This window comes from Novosphingobium sp. B1 (assembly GCF_900176395.1).
Classification (GTDB): domain Bacteria; phylum Pseudomonadota; class Alphaproteobacteria; order Sphingomonadales; family Sphingomonadaceae; genus Novosphingobium.
Genome location: NZ_FWXL01000004.1, coordinates 395,984 through 415,973, shown reverse-complemented (window position 1 = coordinate 415,973; position 19,990 = coordinate 395,984). Strand labels below are relative to the sequence as shown.

At 63.9% G+C, this 19,990-nt stretch carries 21 protein-coding genes and 1 tRNA gene; 14 read left to right on the top strand and 8 right to left on the bottom strand.

The window, feature by feature from the left end; all coding sequences use genetic code 11:
* A partial coding sequence (locus tag B9A23_RS09980; RefSeq protein WP_084278689.1) for an IS110 family RNA-guided transposase occupies positions 1-691 on the top strand: 691 nt, incomplete at its 5' end.
* A gap of 253 nt (positions 692-944) precedes the next feature.
* On the opposite strand, the gene B9A23_RS09975 is transcribed toward B9A23_RS09980, so the two are convergent.
* Genes B9A23_RS09975 through pepN form a run of 3 tightly spaced genes read right to left on the bottom strand, consistent with a single transcriptional unit; the run spans position 945 to position 4,964 of the window.
* Positions 945-1,592 carry a glutathione S-transferase gene (locus tag B9A23_RS09975; RefSeq protein WP_084278688.1) on the bottom strand — a complete coding sequence of 216 codons (648 nt, stop codon included), beginning with the start codon at positions 1,590-1,592 and terminating at the stop codon, positions 945-947.
* Positions 1,593-1,596: 4 nt separating this feature from the next.
* The gene (gene pgeF / locus B9A23_RS09970; protein WP_084278687.1) at positions 1,597-2,358 is read right to left on the bottom strand and encodes a peptidoglycan editing factor PgeF; all 762 of its coding nucleotides are present in this window, start codon (positions 2,356-2,358) and stop codon (positions 1,597-1,599) included.
* On the bottom strand, positions 2,355-4,964 hold the full coding sequence (pepN, locus tag B9A23_RS09965; protein WP_084278686.1) for an aminopeptidase N: 2,610 nt from the start codon (positions 4,962-4,964) through the stop codon (positions 2,355-2,357). The genes pgeF and pepN overlap by 4 nt, the downstream gene beginning before the upstream one ends.
* 56 nt (positions 4,965-5,020) lie before the next feature.
* Between pepN and B9A23_RS09960 the strand changes: the two genes are divergently transcribed.
* A complete protein-coding gene (locus B9A23_RS09960; protein WP_084278685.1) occupies positions 5,021-5,869 on the top strand; it encodes a Rossmann-fold NAD(P)-binding domain-containing protein in 849 nt (282 codons plus the stop codon).
* Here B9A23_RS09960 and B9A23_RS09955 read toward each other — a convergent pair.
* Positions 5,779-6,702, bottom strand: a complete 924-nt coding sequence (locus B9A23_RS09955) for a DMT family transporter (RefSeq protein ID WP_084278684.1) — start codon at positions 6,700-6,702, stop codon at positions 5,779-5,781. The two genes, B9A23_RS09960 and B9A23_RS09955, sit on opposite strands and share 91 nt — an antisense overlap.
* Positions 6,699-7,715, bottom strand: a complete 1,017-nt coding sequence (locus B9A23_RS09950; RefSeq protein ID WP_084278683.1) for a threonine aldolase family protein — start codon at positions 7,713-7,715, stop codon at positions 6,699-6,701. The genes B9A23_RS09955 and B9A23_RS09950 overlap by 4 nt, the downstream gene beginning before the upstream one ends.
* Before the next feature lie 64 nt (positions 7,716-7,779).
* On the opposite strand from B9A23_RS09950, the gene B9A23_RS09945 reads away from it, so the two are divergent.
* The gene (locus B9A23_RS09945) at positions 7,780-8,070 is read left to right on the top strand and encodes a GNAT family N-acetyltransferase (RefSeq protein ID WP_084278682.1); all 291 of its coding nucleotides are present in this window, start codon (positions 7,780-7,782) and stop codon (positions 8,068-8,070) included.
* Here the strand turns inward: B9A23_RS09945 and B9A23_RS09940 are convergent, their stop codons facing one another.
* Both B9A23_RS09940 and B9A23_RS09935 read right to left on the bottom strand, forming a co-directional pair.
* Positions 8,071-9,060 carry a sensor histidine kinase gene (locus tag B9A23_RS09940; RefSeq protein WP_084278681.1) on the bottom strand — a complete coding sequence of 330 codons (990 nt, stop codon included), beginning with the start codon at positions 9,058-9,060 and terminating at the stop codon, positions 8,071-8,073.
* 112 nt (positions 9,061-9,172) lie between these two features.
* Positions 9,173-9,247: transfer RNA gene (locus B9A23_RS09935), tRNA-Thr, on the bottom strand.
* 152 nt (positions 9,248-9,399) lie between these two features.
* Between B9A23_RS09935 and B9A23_RS22760 the strand changes: the two genes are divergently transcribed.
* From B9A23_RS22760 to B9A23_RS09895, 9 genes are read left to right on the top strand one after another with little or no spacing between them, the layout of a single operon-like run.
* Positions 9,400-9,567: a hypothetical protein gene (locus B9A23_RS22760; RefSeq protein ID WP_176217945.1), complete on the top strand. Its 168-nt coding sequence runs from the start codon at positions 9,400-9,402 to the stop codon at positions 9,565-9,567.
* Positions 9,568-9,613: 46 nt separating this feature from the next.
* Complete coding sequence (gene gpmA / locus B9A23_RS09930; RefSeq protein WP_084278680.1) at positions 9,614-10,300, top strand: 2,3-diphosphoglycerate-dependent phosphoglycerate mutase; 687 nt, start codon at positions 9,614-9,616, stop codon at positions 10,298-10,300.
* Positions 10,301-10,330: 30 nt separating this feature from the next.
* Positions 10,331-10,828, top strand: coding sequence for a 5-(carboxyamino)imidazole ribonucleotide mutase (gene purE / locus B9A23_RS09925; protein WP_084278679.1), 498 nt, complete (start codon positions 10,331-10,333; stop codon positions 10,826-10,828).
* Entirely contained in the window at positions 10,828-11,886 is a 1,059-nt protein-coding gene (locus tag B9A23_RS09920; RefSeq protein WP_084278678.1) for a 5-(carboxyamino)imidazole ribonucleotide synthase, read from the top strand. The genes purE and B9A23_RS09920 overlap by 1 nt, the downstream gene beginning before the upstream one ends.
* Positions 11,883-12,392 (top strand): dihydrofolate reductase, encoded by a 510-nt coding sequence (locus tag B9A23_RS09915; protein WP_084278677.1) that lies wholly within the window; start codon positions 11,883-11,885, stop codon positions 12,390-12,392. The genes B9A23_RS09920 and B9A23_RS09915 overlap by 4 nt, the downstream gene beginning before the upstream one ends.
* Complete coding sequence (locus B9A23_RS09910; RefSeq protein WP_176217944.1) at positions 12,389-13,312, top strand: bifunctional riboflavin kinase/FAD synthetase; 924 nt, start codon at positions 12,389-12,391, stop codon at positions 13,310-13,312. The genes B9A23_RS09915 and B9A23_RS09910 overlap by 4 nt, the downstream gene beginning before the upstream one ends.
* Positions 13,313-13,356: 44 nt before the next feature.
* Entirely contained in the window at positions 13,357-16,146 is a 2,790-nt protein-coding gene (ileS, locus tag B9A23_RS09905; RefSeq protein WP_084278676.1) for an isoleucine--tRNA ligase, read from the top strand.
* Complete coding sequence (lspA, locus tag B9A23_RS09900) at positions 16,146-16,664, top strand: signal peptidase II (RefSeq protein WP_084278675.1); 519 nt, start codon at positions 16,146-16,148, stop codon at positions 16,662-16,664. The genes ileS and lspA overlap by 1 nt, the downstream gene beginning before the upstream one ends.
* On the top strand, positions 16,664-17,077 hold the full coding sequence (locus B9A23_RS09895) for a DUF3035 domain-containing protein (protein WP_084278731.1): 414 nt from the start codon (positions 16,664-16,666) through the stop codon (positions 17,075-17,077). The genes lspA and B9A23_RS09895 overlap by 1 nt, the downstream gene beginning before the upstream one ends.
* A 65-nt stretch (positions 17,078-17,142) precedes the next feature.
* Here the strand turns inward: B9A23_RS09895 and ung are convergent, their stop codons facing one another.
* A complete protein-coding gene (ung, locus tag B9A23_RS09890; protein WP_084278674.1) occupies positions 17,143-17,826 on the bottom strand; it encodes a uracil-DNA glycosylase in 684 nt (227 codons plus the stop codon).
* Between the two features lie 170 nt (positions 17,827-17,996).
* On the opposite strand from ung, the gene B9A23_RS09885 reads away from it, so the two are divergent.
* Both B9A23_RS09885 and B9A23_RS09880 read left to right on the top strand, forming a co-directional pair.
* A complete protein-coding gene (locus B9A23_RS09885) occupies positions 17,997-19,301 on the top strand; it encodes a UDP-glucose dehydrogenase family protein (protein ID WP_084278673.1) in 1,305 nt (434 codons plus the stop codon).
* A 57-nt stretch (positions 19,302-19,358) separates the two neighbouring features.
* Entirely contained in the window at positions 19,359-19,976 is a 618-nt protein-coding gene (locus tag B9A23_RS09880) for a ribonuclease D (protein WP_084278672.1), read from the top strand.
* The last annotated feature ends 14 nt before the right edge of the window (positions 19,977-19,990 follow it).

Genomic DNA, 19,990 nt, shown 5'->3' with positions numbered 1-19,990 from the left:
CACCGGCTTCTACAAGGAGGTGCATGTCAAATCTCCGGCAGCGCATGGCGTTCGCAGCGTCATCACCGCACGCAGCCATCTGGTGGAAGCGCGTGTCCGGCTCGACAACACGATCCGCGGTCTCTGCGCGACGTTCGGCTATCGGCCCGGCGCAGGTCAAGGGAAGGCCTTCCTCGAACGGATCATGCAGGCTGCCCACATCCCGGGCCTTGGCGACGCCATCGCATCCTTGCTGTCCGTGCGCGCAGAATTGGTCGAGCAAATCAAGGAAATGGACCGCCGCCTGCGTATCATCGCCAGCCAGTCACAGGCTTGCGAAATCCTGATGACCATCCCGGGCGTGGGCGTGCAGACATCTGCTGCCTTCGCCGCTGCAGTCGATGAAGCCGGACGCTTCCGACAATCACGCAATGCCGGGGCCTACTTCGGCCTTGTGCCCCGACGTCATCAGTCGGGTGAGCTCAACTGGACAGGCAGGATCACCAAACAGGGCGACAGCACGGTGCGCAAGCTGCTCTACGAAGCCGCCAACTCGATCCTCACCCGGAGCCGTGAGACCTTCGCCCTGAAAACATGGGCCATGAAGATCGCCAAGCGTCGCGGCTTGAAGAAAGCCCGTGTCGCACTCGCCCGTCGGCTCGCGGTCATCATGCATGCCATGCTGCGCGACGGCACTTTGTTCCAAGCTTGAGTTGGGGTAGAACCTGCTTGCCAGCGGTGAAGCGTCAAAGCTGATCCGAGGGCGGTGTCCCGAGAGGGAACGCAGGGACGAACGATCTGCGAAGGTAGTCAGATGGGCAGCAAAGCCCGCTTCGAGTCAATGCAACGTTCGCCTCTGTGAGACCCGATACAGCACGACCAAGCTCCGGCTCGGTCAGTGCGGACAGATCCATGAAACCCTCAAGGGATCACACCGCCCAGCTCTGCAATTACAGATCTACGGCCTAATCCTGTGCGGGCGCTGTCGGACCGCGGAACAAGGTGACGGCATCACCCTCGCGCCAGGGGGCATGGCGGACCATGACCGCGCCGAAGAGGCTGTCTTCGAGATGAGCAACCAACCAGCGTTGCAGATGCGGCAGCGGCAGGTCAGCAAACCAGGCACGGTCCACGGCCGCGAACTGCCTCACGAAGGGCATTATGGCCATGTCGGCAAGGCCGCGTCTGGCGCCGCATAGCTGGGGCTGGCAGGCAAGCCGGGCATCGAGCTTTTCAAGAAACCCGAGCCCTGCGGCCCGGTGTACCATGGCATCGCTTTCGTGCCGTTCGGGGTATTTGTAGCGGTCGAGAGCGTGTTTGAAGGGCCCATCGTTCTCGTTGACCAACTCGGGGTCCATTCGCTCGAGCCATTGCTCGGGATCGTGAACGCCCAGCACCCACGCCATCACGTCCAGGCTCTGCTCGAGCACGCCTCCGTCAGGCAGGACAACGACAGGCACGGTGCCCTTGGGCGAGGCCTCGAGCAGTGCTGCGGGTTTGGCCGAGAGCTTGATTTCGCGCAGTTCCACCGTCACGCCGCTGACCGCAATCGCGAGCCGCGCGCGCATCGCATAGGGACAGCGGCGGAAACTGTAGAGAATTGGTAGAGCCATCCCCTCAACCCGGCAGGGCGATCAGCGAGATCTGCCGACCGTAGCCCGGCTCGTTGCGGTGCGTGGCGCGGCGGAAGGAATAGAAGCGCTCCTCCTGCGCGTATGTGTCCTCACCAAGCATCCCGACCCTGGCCAGTCCTGCATCGCGCAGGCGCGAGGCGACGTAGCCTTCGAGATCGAACCAGACATGGCCTTCGCGGCCGGCGCGAAAGAAGCGTTCGTTCTCGGGCGATTGTTCGAGAAAACGCGTCTCGAAGGCAGCGTCGACCTCGTAGCTCTTCTGCGCGATGCAGGGTCCGACCGCTGCAGCTATGTTTTCGCGGATGGCGCCAAGAGCTTCCATTGCGGCGATGGTCGCATCGGTCACGCCGGTGAAGGCGCCCTTCCACCCGGCATGGGCCGCGCCAACCACGCCGGCATTGGCATCACAGAACAGCACCGGCGCGCAATCTGCCGTCAGCACGCCAAGCACGATGCCGGGGCGGTCAGTCACCAGCGCGTCGGCACGGGGTCGGTCCGCATCGGCCCATGGCTGGCAGACCGTCACCACGTCGGGCGAATGGATCTGGAAGCAGGTCTGCAGCATCCCGCCCGGCAGAACAGCGTCCACAGCGCGGCGGCGGTTCTCCGACGTCAGCGTCGGATTGTCCTCGCTGTAGCTGACATTGAGCCCGGCAAGATCACCCGTACTCACGCCGCCCCTGCGGCCGAGGAAGCCATGCGCGGCGCCCGACAGCAGGGGATGGGTCAGTGCTTCGACGCTCACGCTTCCAGGCTCTTGCTCACCTGCTCTCGCACGTCGCGCGACAGCGTCGGCTCGGCAGCGATCCGCTCGAGCTCGGCCCGCATCAGCGCAGCGCGGCCTTCCTCCACCTTCTTCCAGCGACCGAGATAGGGCACGAAGCGGGCGGCAACGTTGCCGTTGATGGGATCGAGCTTGAGGATGAGGTCGGCGATCAGGCGGTAGCCTTCGCCGCCTGCGCGATGAAACGCCTGCGCATTGGCTGCAAAGGCCATCCACAGCGCGCGGACGCGATTGGGATTGGTCATGGTGAAATCGGGATGCTGCGCCAGCGCCTTGACCTGATCGGGCACCTTGGGATTGAGCGAGCCGGCCTGAAGCGAGAACCACTTGTCGATCACCAGCATGTTGCCGGCAAAGCGCGCATGGAAATCTGCCAGCGCCGCGTCGCGCTCCGGACAATCGAGGCTGCACAGCACCATCAACGCGCCCTGGCGGTCGGTCATGTTGGTCGCGGCATCGTACTGCGCCTTGGCGCGGCGCGCGGCTTCGGCGGGATCGGCTGCGCCAAGGTAGACCAGCGCCTGCGTCTTGCACTTGCGTGCGCCCCGCGCTGCCGCCTCAAGGCTATAGGGCACGGCAGAAACGCGGTCATGCAGGGCCAGCCACTTGTCCTTCAGGGTCTCGCCCAGCCAGCGCTTCAGGCCCTCGCGCTCGGCAAAGATCCGTGTCGGGTCGGCGCGATGGAGCTGCTCGGCAAGGTAGGATTCTCCCGGCAGGATCAGCAGTTCGCCGCGCATCAGGTCATCCAGGGCCGCATCGTCGAGGATCGCGCCCATCGCCGCGCCGATGGCAGCTTGCGATTGTTCACGGTTCTCGAGCGTTCCGGCAACTGCTCCCACCAGGTGCCGCACGATCAACTGCTGCATCGCCTCGTAGCGGGCAAAGGGATCGTCGTCATGACGGGCAAGGAAGACGAGGTCGTCGGTGGTAACAGGCGCGTCGATTTCCACGGGCGCCGAGAAACCGCGGTTGATCGACAGCACCGGCAGTGCATCGAACCCTTCGAAGGTGAAGGTCTGCTCCGGCTCGGTCAGAACGATCAGCTCCTCGCCATGGTGCTTGCCGGTCGCGCGATCGAACAGTGCGAGGCGCAAGGGGATCACGAAAGGCTGCTTCTCGGGTTGCCCGGGCGTTGGCAGACATGACTGCTGGAGCGTCAGACCTACCCGTCCGCTCTCGAAACCTATGGCAACCCTTACCTTCGGCGTGCCAGCCTGTTCGTACCAGCGGCGGAACTGCTTGAGGTCCAGGCCTGCGCCATCTTCGATGGCCTTTACAAAGTCCTCGCACGTCGCCGCCTCGCCATCATGGCGGTCGAAATAGAGGGTGGTGCCCTTCAGGAACCGCTCCATGCCCGCCATCACGGTCATCATGCGGATCACCTCGGCGCCCTTGTTGTAGACGGTTGCGGTGTAGAAGTTGCTGATTTCCTGATAGGAATCCGGGCGGATCGGATGCGCCAGCGGGCCAGAATCCTCAGGGAACTGCGCAGCGCGCAAGATCCGCACATCCTCGATCCGCTTGACCGGCGCAGAGCCGCGGTCGGCGCTGAACTGCTGATCGCGAAGGACGGTGAAGCCTTCCTTGAGGGAAAGCTGGAACCAGTCGCGGCAGGTCACGCGATTGCCCGACCAGTTGTGGAAATACTCGTGCGCCACCACGCCCTCGATCGCGTCATAATCGCCATCGGTCGCGGTTTCGGGATCGGCGAGAATGTAACGCGTATTGAAGACGTTGAGGCCCTTGTTCTCCATCGCCCCGGCGTTGAAGTCGGACACCGCTACGATGTTGAAATCATCAAGGTCGTACTCGCGGCCATAGACGTCCTCGTCCCACTTCATCGACGCGATGAGCGAGCGCATGGCGTGGTCCGTCCGTGCCTCGTCACCGGGGCGGACGTAGATCGCCAAGTTGACCTTGCGGCCGGACTTTGTCGTGAAACTGTCGTGGTTGGCGACGAGCTCGCCAGCCACCAGCGCGAAAAGGTACGATGGCTTGGGCCAGGGGTCGTGCCATTCCGCCCAGTGCGTGCCATCGGCACCATCGCCCGAAGCGACGGGATTGCCGTTGGACAGCAGGACCGGGAACAGTGCCTTGTCCCCGCTCATCCGCACCGAATAGACCGAGAGCACGTCGGGCCGGTCAGGGAAGAAGGTGATGCGGCGGAAACCTTCGGCCTCACACTGGGTGCAGAGCAATCCGTTCGAGGCATAAAGCCCTGAAAGCTGGGTGTTTGCCGACGGATCGATCAGCGTCTCGATGCCAACATCATGGGAATCGCCGGGCAGTTCGATGACGAGGTCAGAGCCGTCCATGTGCCAGTCGTTATGGGCATGACCATCGACCGTGACGGCCTTGGGTTCGATCGCATCGCCGTTGAGGCGAAGCAGCGATGTGCCTGATCCTGCGGGGTTTTTCACAACTTTCAAGGTCGCCTGAACCTTCGTGGCATCCAGCGAAAGCGCGAAATCGAGCGCAATCTCGGGAACGAGCCATTCGGGCGGACGATAGTCCGCGCGGTGGATGACCTGTGGGGCGATGACGGGCTGGCCGGAGAGATCGTTCATGCCTGTGAACTTAGGAACGCGTGCGCAGCGGCACAATCGCGGTTATCAGGCTTTTGATGGGAAACTTGCTGATCTTCGGAATGGGCTACAGCGCGCAGGTCATTGCACAGCGGCTGCGTGCGCAGGGCTGGACGGTGTGCGGAACCGGAAGTGCGGGCGATATCGCCTTTGCCGACGGCCCGGCAGTAATCGCTGCGCTTTCGCAGGCAACCCACGTGCTCTCCTCGGTTCCGCCGCTCCGCGAAGGTGGCGATCCTGTGCTGCAGACTTATGGCGAGGCCATTGCCGCCGCACCGCTCGAAGCCATCGGCTACCTGTCATCTACCGGCGTCTACGGCGATGCGGGCGGGGCGTGGGTGGACGAAAGCTCAGTCGTTGGCACCGGGCGGCGCTCAGCGCGCACGCAGGCTGACCTCGATTGGCAGGCGCTATCGCCAAAGGTGCGGGTCTACCGCTTGCCAGGCATCTATGGACCGGGACGCAGCGCACTGGAGCGCGTGGCCGAGGGCAAGGCGCATCGCATTGCCATTCCGGGGCAAGTGTTCAGCCGGGTGCACGTCGAGGACATCGCCAGTGGCGTCATGGCGGGGTTTTCAGGGCCAGCGGGCGTCTACAATCTCGCCGACGATCTTCCGTGCAGCCAGAACGCGGTGATCGAGGAGGCGGCGCGGTTGCTGGGCGTTGCACCGCCGCCAATGCAGTCGCTTGAGGGGGCAAACCTCTCGCCAATGGCGCTCGCCTTCTATGCCGAGAATCGCCGCGTGGCCAATGGCAAGGCCAAGCGCCTGCTTGAGTGGAAGCCCGCCTATCCGACCTACCGCGAGGGGCTGCGCGCCCTCAGCGCCAGCACGAGGCCGAGCATGGCCAGCGCCGAGCCGGCGAGCGCCAGTACTGACCAGCGGTAACCTTCGAACACGGTCGAGAGCAGCATGGCAACGACCGGCACCAGCACGCCGTTATAGGCCCCGCGTCCTGCGCCGAGGCGCTGGAGCAGGCGGAAATAGAGTGGGAAGGTGAGGACAGACCCTATCATGCCGAGATAAAGGACGCCGAAGATGTAGCCCGGCCGGAAATCGAACTGCGGCGGTCCCTCCACTATCCAGGCAAACGCGGCGTCGAGAATCGCGCCGAACAGCAGGGCCCAAGCGAGCATCGGGATCATCGGAATCCCTCGGGCCATGCGGCTCGCTTGCAGGACGTTCGCCGAGGAGGCGCTGAACAGTGCGGCGATCGTCAGGGCTATACCGACGAGGACCTGGCCTTCGGGAGGGGCCATCCGGTATTCGTGTAACAACAACAGCACGATTCCGGCTCCTGCCACCACCGATCCACCAAGAAAGGCGCGGGTTACCGGTTGCTTGAGAAAGACCCAAGCCATCAGCGAATTGGGCACGACCAGAAGGCCGAAGACAACGGCGACGATGCCAGACGTCAGGTGGTGCTCGGCGCGATACACGAACTGGAAGTTCATCACGAATTGGAGCAGACCGAGCAGCGCGGCAACCTTGAGCGCGGTGTTAGAGACGCGCAGGGATTCCCGGCGAAACATGGCAACTGCGGCCATGCCGATGGCCGCCGCTATAAAGCGCCAGGTTACCGACCAGCTTGGCGGCACGCTGCCGATCTGGTCCTTGATCACCAGCCAAGTCGATCCCCAGATCAACGCAACAAGGAAGAAGGGGCCGGCAACGTCTAACTGCCAGAACCGGGCCTCACCCGGTTGCTCTGCTTCGGTCATAGCGCAGAGATTGCCCGCGCAAGCGCCGAGGCATGGGCCGGGTCGGTGTTCCATGCGGTGACAAGCCGAGCTGCGCCCGGGGCACCTTCGGGTGCGGTCCAGTCGTAGAAGTCGAAGCCCTGCGCGCGCAGGGTCGCCTGTTCGGCTGGCGAGAGCACGACGAAGATCTCGTTGGCCTCAACCGGATGGAACACGCGCGATCCGCAGGCCTGTGCGATTTCCTGCGCAGCGGCATTGGCGGCGCGGGCATTGTCTAGCCACAGGTCATCCTCGATCATGGCGAGGACCTGGGCCGCAAGATAACGCCCCTTCGACTGGAGGTGCCCGGCGCGCTTGCGGCGGTAGCGGACGACGTCGGCCAGTTCCATGTCGAAGAAGACCAGCGCTTCCGCATTCATGCCGCCGTTCTTTACGCACCCGAAGGTCAGCACGTCGACACCGGCTTGCGCGGTAACTTCTGCCGGGTGGCAGCCAAGGTGCGCGACGGCGTTGGCAAAGCGCGCTCCGTCCATGTGCAGGCCAAGCCCGCGCCCCTGCGCCAGCGAGCCGATGCGGGCGACTTCTTCGGGTGTGTAGACCCGACCGTATTCAGTCGCCTGCGTGATCGAGATCGCGTGCGGCTGGACCTGATGGACATCATTGCGGATAGGATCGATCACACGTTCGATGGCCTGCGGCGTCAGCTTTGCCCCTTCACCATCGGCCAGCATCAGCTTGGCACCGTGCGTGTAGAAGCCCGGCGCACCGCCTTCGTCCATCTCGATATGTGCCTCGCGGTGGCAGACAACGCCGCCGTGGGGCGGAACCATAGCGGATAGGGCCAGGCAGTTTGCCGCCGTGCCGGTGGCGACCCACAGCGCGGTGCATTCAGTGCCGAAGAGATCGGAGAATGCCTCGTCCATGCGTTTCGACAACGCATCGCCGTCATAGCCCGAATCGGGCGCATCGGCGGCGCGCATGGCGTCCCAGATCCTTGGATGGACAGCGGCGGTGTTGTCGGAGAGAAATTTCATCGGAAACCGCAATGTCGGCAGCGGCGTTTCGGGTCAAGCAGTCACAGAGGAACAGGAAACAACGATGGCCGACGTCAGCATCACCCACCTCGATCAGGGCGCGCGCGGGGAATACCACGCCAAGGTAGAAGGCAGCGATGCGATCGGGCGCCTGACTTATGTTCGCAATGGCGATGCGGTGGTGGCCGACCATACTCTGGTTCCGACCGAGATCGGCGGCAAGGGCGTGGCAGCCGAACTGGTCAAGGCGCTGATGGCCGATGCGCGCAAGTTCGGCTTCAAGGTCGTGCCGCAGTGCAGCTATGTCGAAGCCGCTTTCCGCCGCCATCCCGAATGGGCAGACTTGCGCGCATGATCAGGTGTTGGCGGGCGCACTTGCCGGCAGCGACAGCGTGGCGACAAGCCCATGGTCCTGCCAGTCGATCGCAAAGCGCCCGCCTCTTGCATTGCAGATTCGCTCGATCAGCGACAACCCCTGTCCGCCGCTGCGCGATGTGGCCACCACCTTCGCGTTGGAAATTTCCTGCCACGAAATGACATGGCTGGCGGGATTGCTGTCGTTGGCATCCTCGAACCGGGCGCTGAGGGCAATACGGCCGCCGTTGCCAATCGCACCGTGCTTGGTGGAATTGACGGTAAGCTCACCGACGACGAGCGAGATCACGTCGGCTTCGCGTCGCTCGACGATATGAACGCCCTCGCAGTCCACTTCGACGACTGGTCCGGAGGAATCGCGGAACGGCGATACCAGCGTGGCGAGTAATGCGCACAGGTCGGTCACTTCGGAATCGCCGTCAAACAGCGTCTGCGCAGTCGCCAAGGCCGAAATCCGTCCGACCATCTCGGTGGCAAAGGCGGTGTTCGCAGCGTCGCCGCGCGCAACCGTCCGGAGCATGGCGCAGACCATGGCAAAGCTGTTCTTCAGACGATGGCGCATTTCCGCCAAGAGAACTTTCTGGGCCTCGCGGTCGGCGTGAAGCTGGCTGACGTCGCGCGATACGGAAATGTATCCCGCATTGCTGCCATCACGCGAGCGGACGGGCGAGATGCTCACTTCCCACCAGCGTGGCGCACCCTTTGCCGTGGGACAAAAGGCCTCGAACCTGGCACTGCCCTGGCTTGCCTCGATGAGCGCATTGCGGATCATCTGCTGGGCATCTTCCGGCCACAGCGATGCCCATTCCCGCCCTGTCATGTGGCTGAAATCATCGATTTCCATCGCGCACAAGCCGTTGGGGTTCATCCACAGCAGGTTGCCCTGCGGATCAACCAGCTTCACGCAGTCGATGCTCTGCTCGATGACGTGCGACAGGCTTTCAGGAGAGAGTTCCGTCTTCGACAGCATTTGCGGCCTTACGTGCGAGTGTCGCGCAATTAAACCGCATCTGCGCGCGCAGTTCCATCTATCGGAAGTATGAAACGGCAGATTCTGGCGATTTCCGCACTGTCGGGGGAAATGGTGCTGCTGGGGAGGATTGAACTCCCGACCTCAGCCTTACCAAGGATGCGCTCTACCACTGAGCTACAGCAGCACACCATTTCCGCATGCCACCTCTGCACCGTCGAACGGGCGGGGTGGGCAGGGGCGGGCTAATGACGGGGGCATTGGGCTTTGTCAAGCGACGTTCGGGCGCAAAATCCGGGAAGTCTTGCAGTTGGTCGCTTATCCCGGCAATCGGGCAGCATGAGCGATGCAAAAACCCCGATGACGCGTGAAGAGCGCCTTGCGGCGCGGCTGCGCGAGAACCTGAGGCGCAGGAAGGCGCAGGCGCGTGCCATGGGCAGTGTCGATGGGGCTGCGAGCGAATCGGCCGATTCTCCGGAAACCGGGCTTTCCAATCCGGCCGCCTGACGCTAGGGGCGCGGTTCCCTTTTACAGTCAGTTACAGGATGCCCCGATGCCTCGCCTGATCCTGATTCGCCACGGCCAGTCGCAGTGGAACCTCGAAAACCGCTTCACCGGCTGGTGGGATGTCGACGTTACGGAAAAGGGCGCGGCCGAAGCCTTCGCCGCGGGCAAGCTGCTCAAGGACAAGGGTGTCCTGCCGACACTGGCCTTCACCTCGCTGCAGACCCGCGCGATCAAGACGCTGCATCTGGCGCTTGAGGCCGCAGGCCGGCTGTGGGTGCAGGAAGACAAGGACTGGCGCCTGAACGAGCGCCATTATGGCGGGCTCACCGGGCTCGACAAGGCGGAGACCGCCGCCAGGCATGGCGACGATCAGGTCAAGATCTGGCGCCGCAGCTTCGATGTGCCGCCGCCGGTGCTGGAAGCGGGCAGCGAGTTCGATCTGGCGTCGGACCCGCGCTATGCCGGGATCGCGGTGCCTTCGACCGAAAGCCTCAAGGACACTATCGCCCGCGTACTGCCATGCTGGGAAGAGAAGATCGCCCCTGCCCTGCGTGCTGGGGAAACGGTGATCGTTTCGGCCCACGGCAACAGCTTGCGCGCGCTGGTCAAGCACCTCTCGGGCATTTCGGACGAAGACATCACCGGGCTCGAGATTCCGACCGGGCAGCCGATCGTCTATGAACTTGACGAGAACCTCGCCGAGATCGAACGCTATTACCTCTCGGAGCGCTGAGCGCTCGGGCAAGACTGAAGGGGGCGGGAGATGAGTGACAAGCCGGAAGCTGGGCCTTTGGTCGCCATCGTCATGGGCAGCCAGTCCGACTGGGAGACGATGAAGAACGCCTCGGCCGTGCTGGAAAAGCTGGGCGTGGCGCACGAGTGTCGCATCGTTTCCGCGCATCGCACGCCCGAGCGGCTGGTGACCTTTGCCAAGGGCGCACACCTTGAAGGCTTCAAGGTGGTGATCGCGGGCGCGGGCGGCGCGGCGCACCTGCCGGGCATGGTCGCCTCGATGACGCACCTGCCGGTGCTGGGCGTGCCGGTGGAATCCAAGGCGCTGAAGGGCATGGATTCGCTGCTGTCGATCGTGCAGATGCCGGGCGGCATTCCGGTCGGCACGCTGGCCATCGGCGTGCCGGGTGCGACGAATGCGGGCATTCTTGCCGCTTCGATCCTGGCGACGTCGGATGAGGCCCTGGCAGAGCGTCTGATCGCCTTCCGCACCGCGCAGACCGATTCGGTTGCGGAGAAGCCTGTCTGATGATTGCTCCTGGCGAGACGATCGGCATCCTTGGTGGCGGCCAGCTTGGCCGGATGATCGCGCTGGCGGCGGCAAACCTTGGCTATCGCTGTCACATCTACGCTCCCGAAGCGGATTCGATCGCTGCCGACGTTTGCGCTGCATTTACGCAAGGCGCCTACGACGACGAAGCGGCACTCGCGGCCTTTGCTGCGCAATGCGCTGTCGTTACCTATGAGTTCGAGAATGTCGCCGCTGCGCCGCTTGCGGCCGTGACTGCCCATGCGCCACTGCACCCGCCCGCCAAGGCGCTGGAAGTGGCGCAGGACCGGGTGAACGAGAAGTCGTTCGTCGAAGTATTGGGCGGCCGGCCCGCTCCGTGGGCCACGGTCGATTCGATGGAGGACCTGCGCGCGGCGGTGGCCAGCATCGGCGCGCCCGGCATCCTCAAGACGCGGCGCGATGGCTATGACGGCAAGGGTCAGTGGCGGATCATGACGCCGTCCGATGCCGATGCCGTGGAGCTTCCCGGCAAACCGCTGATCTACGAGGGTTTCGTTACCTTCGAGGCCGAGTTTTCGGTGATCCTAGTGCGCACCGAAGCGGGCGAAGTGCGGTTCTGGGACAGCGCCGAGAACGTGCACAAGGGCGGCATTCTCGATCGCTCGACCGTGCCGGCCTCGCCTGTGATTGTCGCGCAGGTTGAAGAGGCACGGGCGCTGGCGGCGAAAGTGGCCGATGCGCTGGACTATGTCGGCGTGCTGACGCTGGAATTCTTCGCGACGGCGGACGGCCCGGTATTCAACGAGATGGCGCCGCGCGTGCACAATTCCGGGCACTGGACCATCGAGGGCGCGCTCACCAGCCAGTTCGAGAACCACGTGCGCGCGATCTGCGCCCTGCCGCTGGGATCGACCGCGCTTGCGGCCAAGGGCGTGGTCATGGACAACCTGATCGGCGACAATGCGCACGATTGGCCTGCGATCCTTTCCGACCCGGCCAACCACCTGCACCTCTATGGCAAGGCGGCAGTGCGGCCCGGACGCAAGATGGGTCACGTTACCCGGCTGGTGCTGTGAGCGGGGTTTGCCCCGGACTTTTCCTGATCTATGCCCGCGCCGACAACGGCGTGATCGGCAAGGACAATGCGCTGCCATGGCGCCTGCCGGCCGACCTCAAGCGGTTCAAGGCGCTGACCATGAACAAGCCTATGGTCATGGGGCGCAAGACCTTCGAAAGCCTGCCCGGATTGCTGCCGGGCCGCCGCCATATCGTGCTGACGCGCGATGCTGCGTGGGCTGCCGAGGGCGCAGAAGTGGCGACGAGCGTCGAGCAGGCGCTCGACCTTGCAGGCGCTGGCGAAGTCGCCGTGGTGGGCGGAGCGGAAATCTACCGCCTGTTCAGGCCCCTTGCCGAACGCGTTGAACTGACCGAAGTACACGGAGCGTTCGAGGGCGACACCGTGGTGGAACCGCTGGGACCGGAGTGGACAGAGGTATCGCGCGAAGTGCATCAGGCTGAGTCTGGCAGGCCCGCTTTCGATTTCGTCACTTACGCCAGGGCCGGCGGAGCGGTTTCCGCATGATCCGTCTCGACAGCCTGCAGCCGGTTCCGGAAGCGATGCGCGGCGGGATCGTCGCGCTGGGCAATTTTGACGGGTTCCATCTCGGCCACCAGGCGGTGGTCGGCGAAGCGATCCGCTGGGCCAGGGCCGAAGGCCGTCCGGCCATCGTCGCCACCTTCGATCCGCATCCGGTGCGGCACTTCAAGCCCGATGCCGAGCCGTTCCGGCTGACCACGCTCGATCAGCGGCAGGAGCTGTTCGGCGCGGCGGGGGCCGATGCCATGCTGGTGATCCACTTCGGCGCGGACGTTGCCGGGATGACCGCGCTCGAATGGATCGAGGCGGGTCTGGTCGGGCACCTTGGCGCGGTCGGCGTCGTTACCGGAGAGGACTTCACCTTCGGCAAGGGCCGCAGCGGCAATGCGCAAGTGCTGCGCGAGCAGGGGCCGCGCTTTGGCCTGTCGGCGCGCGCGGTCGGGCCGGTCACGCTGGAGGGCGAGGTGGTCTCATCCAGCCGCATTCGCGATGCGCTGAAATCGGGCGACTGCGAGACGGCGACGAAGCTGCTCACGCGGCCCTTCGCGATCCGGGGCATCGTGCAGCATGGCGACAAGCTGGGCCGCACCATCAACTTTCCCACCGCGAACCTCGACATCGGCATGTACCTGCGCCCGCGCTATGGGATTTATGCGGTAACCGGGCGGCTGTCTGACGGGCGCTTGCTCAAAGGTGCGGCGAACCTCGGTATCCGGCCTACCTTCGATCCGCCGAAGGAACTGCTCGAACCGCACTTCTTCGATTTTGCCGGTGATCTTTACGGGCAGGAAATCGAGGTGGCCTTCCACCACTTCCTCCGGCCCGAAGCAAAGTTCGATGGCCTCGATGCGCTGGTGGCGCAGATGGAGCGGGATTGCGACGAGGCCCGGCGTCTGCTGGCTTAGCGGCACTTCCCCAACGCGCGCAATTGCTCTAGTGCCCGCCGGTCATGACTGAACCGCGAGACTACCGCCCGACCGTCTTCCTGCCGAAGACCGATTTCCCGATGAAGGCTGGCCTCCCCCAGAAGGAGCCGGTGATCCTGCAGCGCTGGCAGGACGAGGGCATTTACCGGAAGGTTCGCGAGGCGCGTGCAGGCCGCGAGAAGTTCATCCTGCATGACGGCCCGCCCTATGCCAATGGCGACATGCACATCGGCCATGCGCTGAACCACATCCTCAAGGACATGGTCTGCCGCACCCAGACGCTGCTGGGCAAGGACGCGCCCTATGTACCCGGCTGGGACTGCCACGGCCTGCCGATCGAATGGAAGGTCGAGGAAGAGTACCGCAAGAAGAAGAAGAACAAGGACGAGGTTCCCCCAAAGGAATTCCGCGCCGAATGCCGCGCCTATGCCCAGAAGTGGGTCGACGTGCAGCGCGAGCAGCTGAAGCGCCTTGGCATCAATGGCGATTGGGACAACCCCTATCTGACGATGGACAGTCAGGCCGAAGGCACCATCGTGCGCGAACTGCTGAAGTTTGCCGAAAGCGGCCAGCTCTATCGCGGGGCCAAGCCGGTGATGTGGTCGCCCGTCGAAAAGACCGCGCTGGCCGAGGCCGAGGTCGAGTACGAGGATATCGTGTCGACCCAGATCGACGTGGCGTTCGAGATCGTGGAATCGCCGATCGAAGAACTGGTCGGCGCTTACGCGGTGATCTGGACGACGACGCCTTGGACGATCCCGGTTAACCAGGCTTTGGCCTATGGGCCGGACATCGATTACGTCTTGGTTCATTATGGCGACCGGCGATATCTTGTTGCGGAAGATCTTTGTTACGCCCTGTCCGTGCGCACGGGCGCCAACGAAAATGGAACTGGCGCGCCTGAAAGTGGCGCGAGTAATGTAACGATCTACGGAGGCTCCGACCTCGCCGGAACCATCTGCCGCCACCCAATGCACAAACTTGGCGGATTCTTCGCCAACCCGCGCCCGATGCTCCCCGGCGATTTCGTCACGACCGACAGCGGCACTGGCCTCGTCCACATGGCGCCCGATCATGGCGAGGACGACTTTGCGCTGTGCAAGGCGCACGGAATCGAGCCGGTCTTCGCGGTGCAGGGCGATGGCAAGTATCGTGAGGACTGGGGCTGGCTTGGCGGACAAGGCTCGGTCATCAATCCCAAGTTCAACGCGCCCGATGGTCCGATCTGCGAAGACCTGCGTGCGGCGGGCGGCTTGCTTGCGGCGTCGGCCGATTACAAGCATTCCTATCCGCATTCGTGGCGTTCGAAGGCCAAGGTGATCTATCGCTGCACGCCGCAGTGGTTCGTGCCGATGGACCGCGAGGCCGAGGGTGGCACGCTGCGCGAGAAGGCCACCAAGGCCATCGCCGACACCCTCTTCGTGCCCGAGAAGGGCCGCAACCGCATCGGTGCGATGGTTGAAGGCCGTCCGGACTGGGTGCTTTCGCGCCAGCGCGCATGGGGTGTGCCGATCACGCTGTTCGTCGATCGCAAGACCGGGCAGTACCTCAACGATCCTGAAGTCAACGCGCGCATCGTCGCGGCGGTCATGGCCGAGGGCGTGGATGCGTGGGACGAGGAACGCGCGCAGGAGTATCTCGGCGCGAACTACCAGCTCGAGGATTACGAGCGCGTCACCGACATCTTGGACGTGTGGTTCGATTCCGGCTCCACCCATGCCTTCGTGCTGGAATCGGGGCGTTGGCCTGACTTGCAGTGGCCCGCCAACCTCTATCTCGAAGGTTCGGACCAGCATCGCGGCTGGTTCCAGTCGTCGCTGCTGGAAAGCTGCGCCACGCGCGGTCGTGCGCCTTATGACGCGGTGCTGACGCACGGCTTCACCATGGACCAGAAGGGCATGAAGATGTCCAAGTCCCTGGGCAACACGATCAGCCCCATCGACCTGATGCGCGATTACGGCGCGGATATCCTGCGGCTCTGGGCACTCTCGGTCGACTTCACCGAGGACCACCGCATCGGCAAGGAAATCCTGCAGGGCGTTGCCGACCAGTACCGCAAGCTGCGCAACACCTATCGCTATCTGCTGGGCGCGCTGGACGGGTTCAGCGAGGACGAGCGGCTGCCTGTGGCGGAGATGCCCGAGCTTGAGCAGTACATGATCGGCCTGCTCGGCAAGCTGGATGCGACGCTGAAGCAGGCTGTCGAGGACTTTGACTACAACACCTATGTCCGCGCGCTGACCGACTTCTGCAATGAGGACCTGTCAGCGTTCTTCTTCGATATCCGCAAGGACAGCCTGTACTGCGACGCGCCTTCGGACCCGAAGCGCCGCGCCTATCGCACCGTGCTCGACACGCTGTTCCACGCGCTGGTCCGCTATGGCGCGCCGGTGCTGGTCTTCACGGCTGAGGAAGTGTGGCAGTCGCGCTATCCGGGCAGCGACAGCGTGCATCTGCTGGAATGGCCGGAAGTGCCTGGGGTTTCGGTGGATGAAGCGCATTGGAACGAACTGCGCACCCTGCGTCAGACAGTGAACGAAGCGATCGAACCGCTGCGCCGCGAAAAGGTGCTGGGTTCGGGCCTCGAGGCGGACGTCACGGTCCCCGAAGGCGCGCCCGAGGCTGACCTTGCCGAGCTGTTCATCACCGCGACAGTAAATCGCGGGCAGGGCAGTGAGGTGACCGTCACCCGTTCCACCGACCACAAGTGCGGCCGTTGCTGGCGCCTGCTTCCGGAAGTCACGGAAGACGGTGCGCTGTGCAATCGCTGCGACGAGGTTGTGGCGGCCATCGACGCTGGCGCTGTCGCCTGATGCTAACCCGTCCGCGCATGGCAGGCTTCGGTCTCGCGCTGCTGGTGGCGGCGCTGGATCGGATCGTGAAGGCGATCATGGTCGGGCCACTCATGCTTCGCGAACGCGGGGTGATCGATCTGATCCCGATGTTCGACTTGCGTTATGCCGAGAACTACGGCGTCTCGTTCGGCATGTTCACGGCGACCTCGCTGGAAATGCGCTATGGCCTGATTGTCGTCACCGGGATCATCGCGATCGGCGTGGCGGTGTGGATGCTGCGCGAATCCGTGCGCGGCGATCTGCTCGCGCTGGGCCTTGTCCTCGGCGGCGCGCTCGGCAACATCTATGATCGCATCCGGCTCGGCTACGTGATCGACTACGCCGATCTGCACATCGGCGAATGGCGGCCTTTCGCGATCTTCAATCTGGCCGACGTGGCGATCACGTTCGGCGTCCTGATACTGCTTGCCCGCTCGTTCAAATCGCGCGAAAAGCCACACGATAGCGGCGACCATACCGCCACGGAGAATGCATGATGCGTAAAGCTGCCGCCCTTGCCCTTGTCGTCTCGGCGGCGACTCTTCTGTCGGCCTGCGGTGGCGGCGGTTCGCTGCTCAATCGTGACCGCCCCGATGAAATGGCCGTGACCCGCGCCGCGCCGCTGGTGGTACCGCCAGATTTCGCGCTGACGCCGCCGAACCCCGGTGCGCCGCGTCCGCAGGATTCGGAAATCGGCAAGCAGACGCTTGAAACGCTGTTTGGCGGTCCTTCGGCGCGTTCCAGCGTCGAGACGGACGCGATCAACCGTTCCGGCACGGCAGCAGCCTCGATCCGCTCGACCGTGGGCGATCCGGCCACGCAGACCGTGGCCAAGGGCCAGGTCGTGCGCGATATCCTCGCCGCGCCGGAAGGTGACGGGCAGGCTGCCTCGGCCTCTATCCCGGGCTGATCAGCTTCCGGAACAAGATGCGAAAGCCCCGCTCCGGCGGGGCTTCTTGCGTCAGCGCGGGTCTCTCAGGCCCGCCAGTCGATCGTGCCGCGTCCATGCGCCTTCAGGAAAGCGTTTGCCTGGCTGAAGGGCTTCGATCCGAAGAAGCCCTTGTAGGCGGAAAGCGGGCTGGGATGCTGGGCCTTCAGCACGAGGTGCGGGCCGTTCTGCAGCGCGGCGACCCGCCCGGCCTTCTTCTGGGCATGACTGCCCCACAGGATGAATACCGTAGGCTCCCGGCGCGCCGCGACGGCTTGCACCACGGCATCGGTCAGGATTTCCCAGCCCCTGCCCTGGTGTGATCCCGCACTCGCCGCTTCCACCGTCAGCACATTGTTGAGCAGGAGCACACCCTGCTCGGCCCAGTGCGTCAGTTTGCCATGGGGTGCGCGGGGGATGCCAAGGTCAGCCTCAAGCTCCTTGTAGATGTTAGCAAGGCTGGGCGGGATCCTGACGCCGTGCTGGACGGAGAACGCGAGGCCATGAGCCTGACCGTGACCATGATAGGGATCTTGCCCGAGGATGACCACGCGCACGGCGTCCGGTGCTGTTATCTCGAGCGCAGCAAAACGCTGATCCCGCGGCGGAAAGATCGCCTTGCCGGCATCTTCCTCGGTCCGCAGGAATTGTTTGAGTCGCTGCAGGTCTGGCGATTGCAACACCGGGTCGAGGACTGCACGCCAGCTTGAGGGAATATTCTCGAAGGTCATCCTGCCGATCTAGGCCGATGGTGCCGGAGCGGGCAAGCTGGAAGGATCAGCAGCTCCTGCCATCCCCGCAAATGCGATGATCGCTTGTGCTGCATCTGTAAATTCCCCTATGCTGCACGTGCGAATGAGCGCGCTTTGGCGTGCGGCCACAACTTTTGGATGATGAGCGAATGAAGATCGCGATGGTTGGCTCGGGCTATGTCGGGCTTGTTTCGGGTGCCTGTTTTGCCGATTTCGGCCACGACGTGGTCTGCATCGACAAGGACGAGAGCAAGATCGAGCGCCTGCATCAGGGCATCATGCCGATCTATGAGCCGGGCCTGGCCGAACTTGTCGCGGCGAACGTCAAGGCCGGACGGCTTTCATTCTCGACCGATCTTGCCAGCGCCATCGAAGGTGCCCAGGCCGTCTTCATCGCTGTCGGCACGCCTTCGCGCCGCGGCGATGGCCATGCCGATCTGACCTACGTCTATGCCGTGGCGCAGGAACTTGCAGCCAACATCAAGACGCCGACCGTCGTTGTGACCAAGTCGACCGTGCCGGTGGGTACCGGCGACGAAGTCGAGCGCATCATCCGTGACAGCGGCACCGATGTGCAGTTCGCGGTTGTCTCCAACCCCGAATTCCTGCGCGAAGGCGCGGCGATCGGCGATTTCAAGCGGCCCGACCGCATCGTGATCGGCGCCGAGGAGGAATGGGCACAGGGCGTGATGAAGGACGTCTACCGGCCGCTGTTCCTCAACAAGGCGCCGATCCTGTTCACTTCGCGCCGCAGCAGCGAACTGATCAAGTACGCCGCCAACGCTTTCCTCGCCACCAAGATCACCTTCATCAACGAGATGGCCGATCTGTGCGAGAAGGTGGGCGGCGATGTACAGGACGTGGCGCGCGGTATCGGGCTTGATGGCCGCATCGGCTCCAAGTTCCTCCATGCCGGGCCTGGCTATGGCGGCTCGTGCTTCCCGAAGGACACGCTGGCGCTGCTCAAGACGGCAGAGGACTTCAACAGCCCGGTGCGGCTGGTAGAAGCGGTGGTCAAGGTCAACGACAGTCGCAAGCGCGCCATGGGTCGCAAGGTGATCGAGGCCCTGGGCGGCGATGCACGTGGCAAGCGCGTCGCGCTGCTTGGCCTGACCTTCAAGCCGAACACCGACGACATGCGCGACGCACCGTCGATCGCCATCGTGCAGACGCTGCTCGATGCCGGGGCCGAGGTGATTGCCTACGATCCCGAAGGCATGGAAGCGGCCGCCTCGATCATGCCTGACGTGACGATGGCGAGTGGCACTTACGCCGCGATCGAGGGCGCCGACGCCGTGGCACTGGTTACCGAATGGGATGCCTTCCGCGCGCTCGATTTCGCTCGCGTGAAGAACCTGATGAAGGCGCCTGTGCTGGTCGACCTGCGCAACGTCTATGATCCTGCCGAGGCTCGCGCTGCCGGCTTTGAATACAGCAGCGTCGGACGGGTTTGACGGTCGACGCGGGACTGAATGCTTGCGAGGCCTTGCCGGAGCGCCTAAGCGACTGGCATGGCCGTTTATCTGCATGAAGAAGATCTGCCGGAAGGCGTGCTCGCGCCCGGTCCGGTTGCTGTCGACACCGAAACGATGGGGCTTATCACCCCTCGTGACCGCCTGTGCGTGGTGCAGATTTCCGATGGCAGGGGTGATGAGCATCTCGTCCGCTTCTCGCCTGGCAGCAACTTTGCCGCACCCAACCTCAAGGCCGTGCTGGCCGATCCCGCTCGCCTCAAGCTTTACCATTTCGCTCGCTTCGATCTTGCCGCTGTCGAACATTACCTTGGCGTTGTGGCAGCGCCGGTATTCTGCACCAAGATCGCCTCGAAGCTGGTGCGCACCTATACCGATCGCCACGGCTTGAAGGATCTGGTGCGCGAGCTGCTCGGCAAGGAGATTTCCAAGCAGCAGCAGTCGAGCGACTGGGGCGGGCCGGTCCTTTCCGACGCGCAGCAGGAATATGCTGCTTCGGACGTGCGCCACCTGCATGCCATGCACACGATTCTGGTCGAAAGGCTGGAACGCGAAGGCCGTACGGCGATTGCCCAGGCATGCTTCGATTTCCTGCCGATGCGCGCCCGGCTAGATCTCGCCGGGTGGGCCGAGCGCGATATCTTCAGCCACGAGTAAGGCGCAAGGCGGCA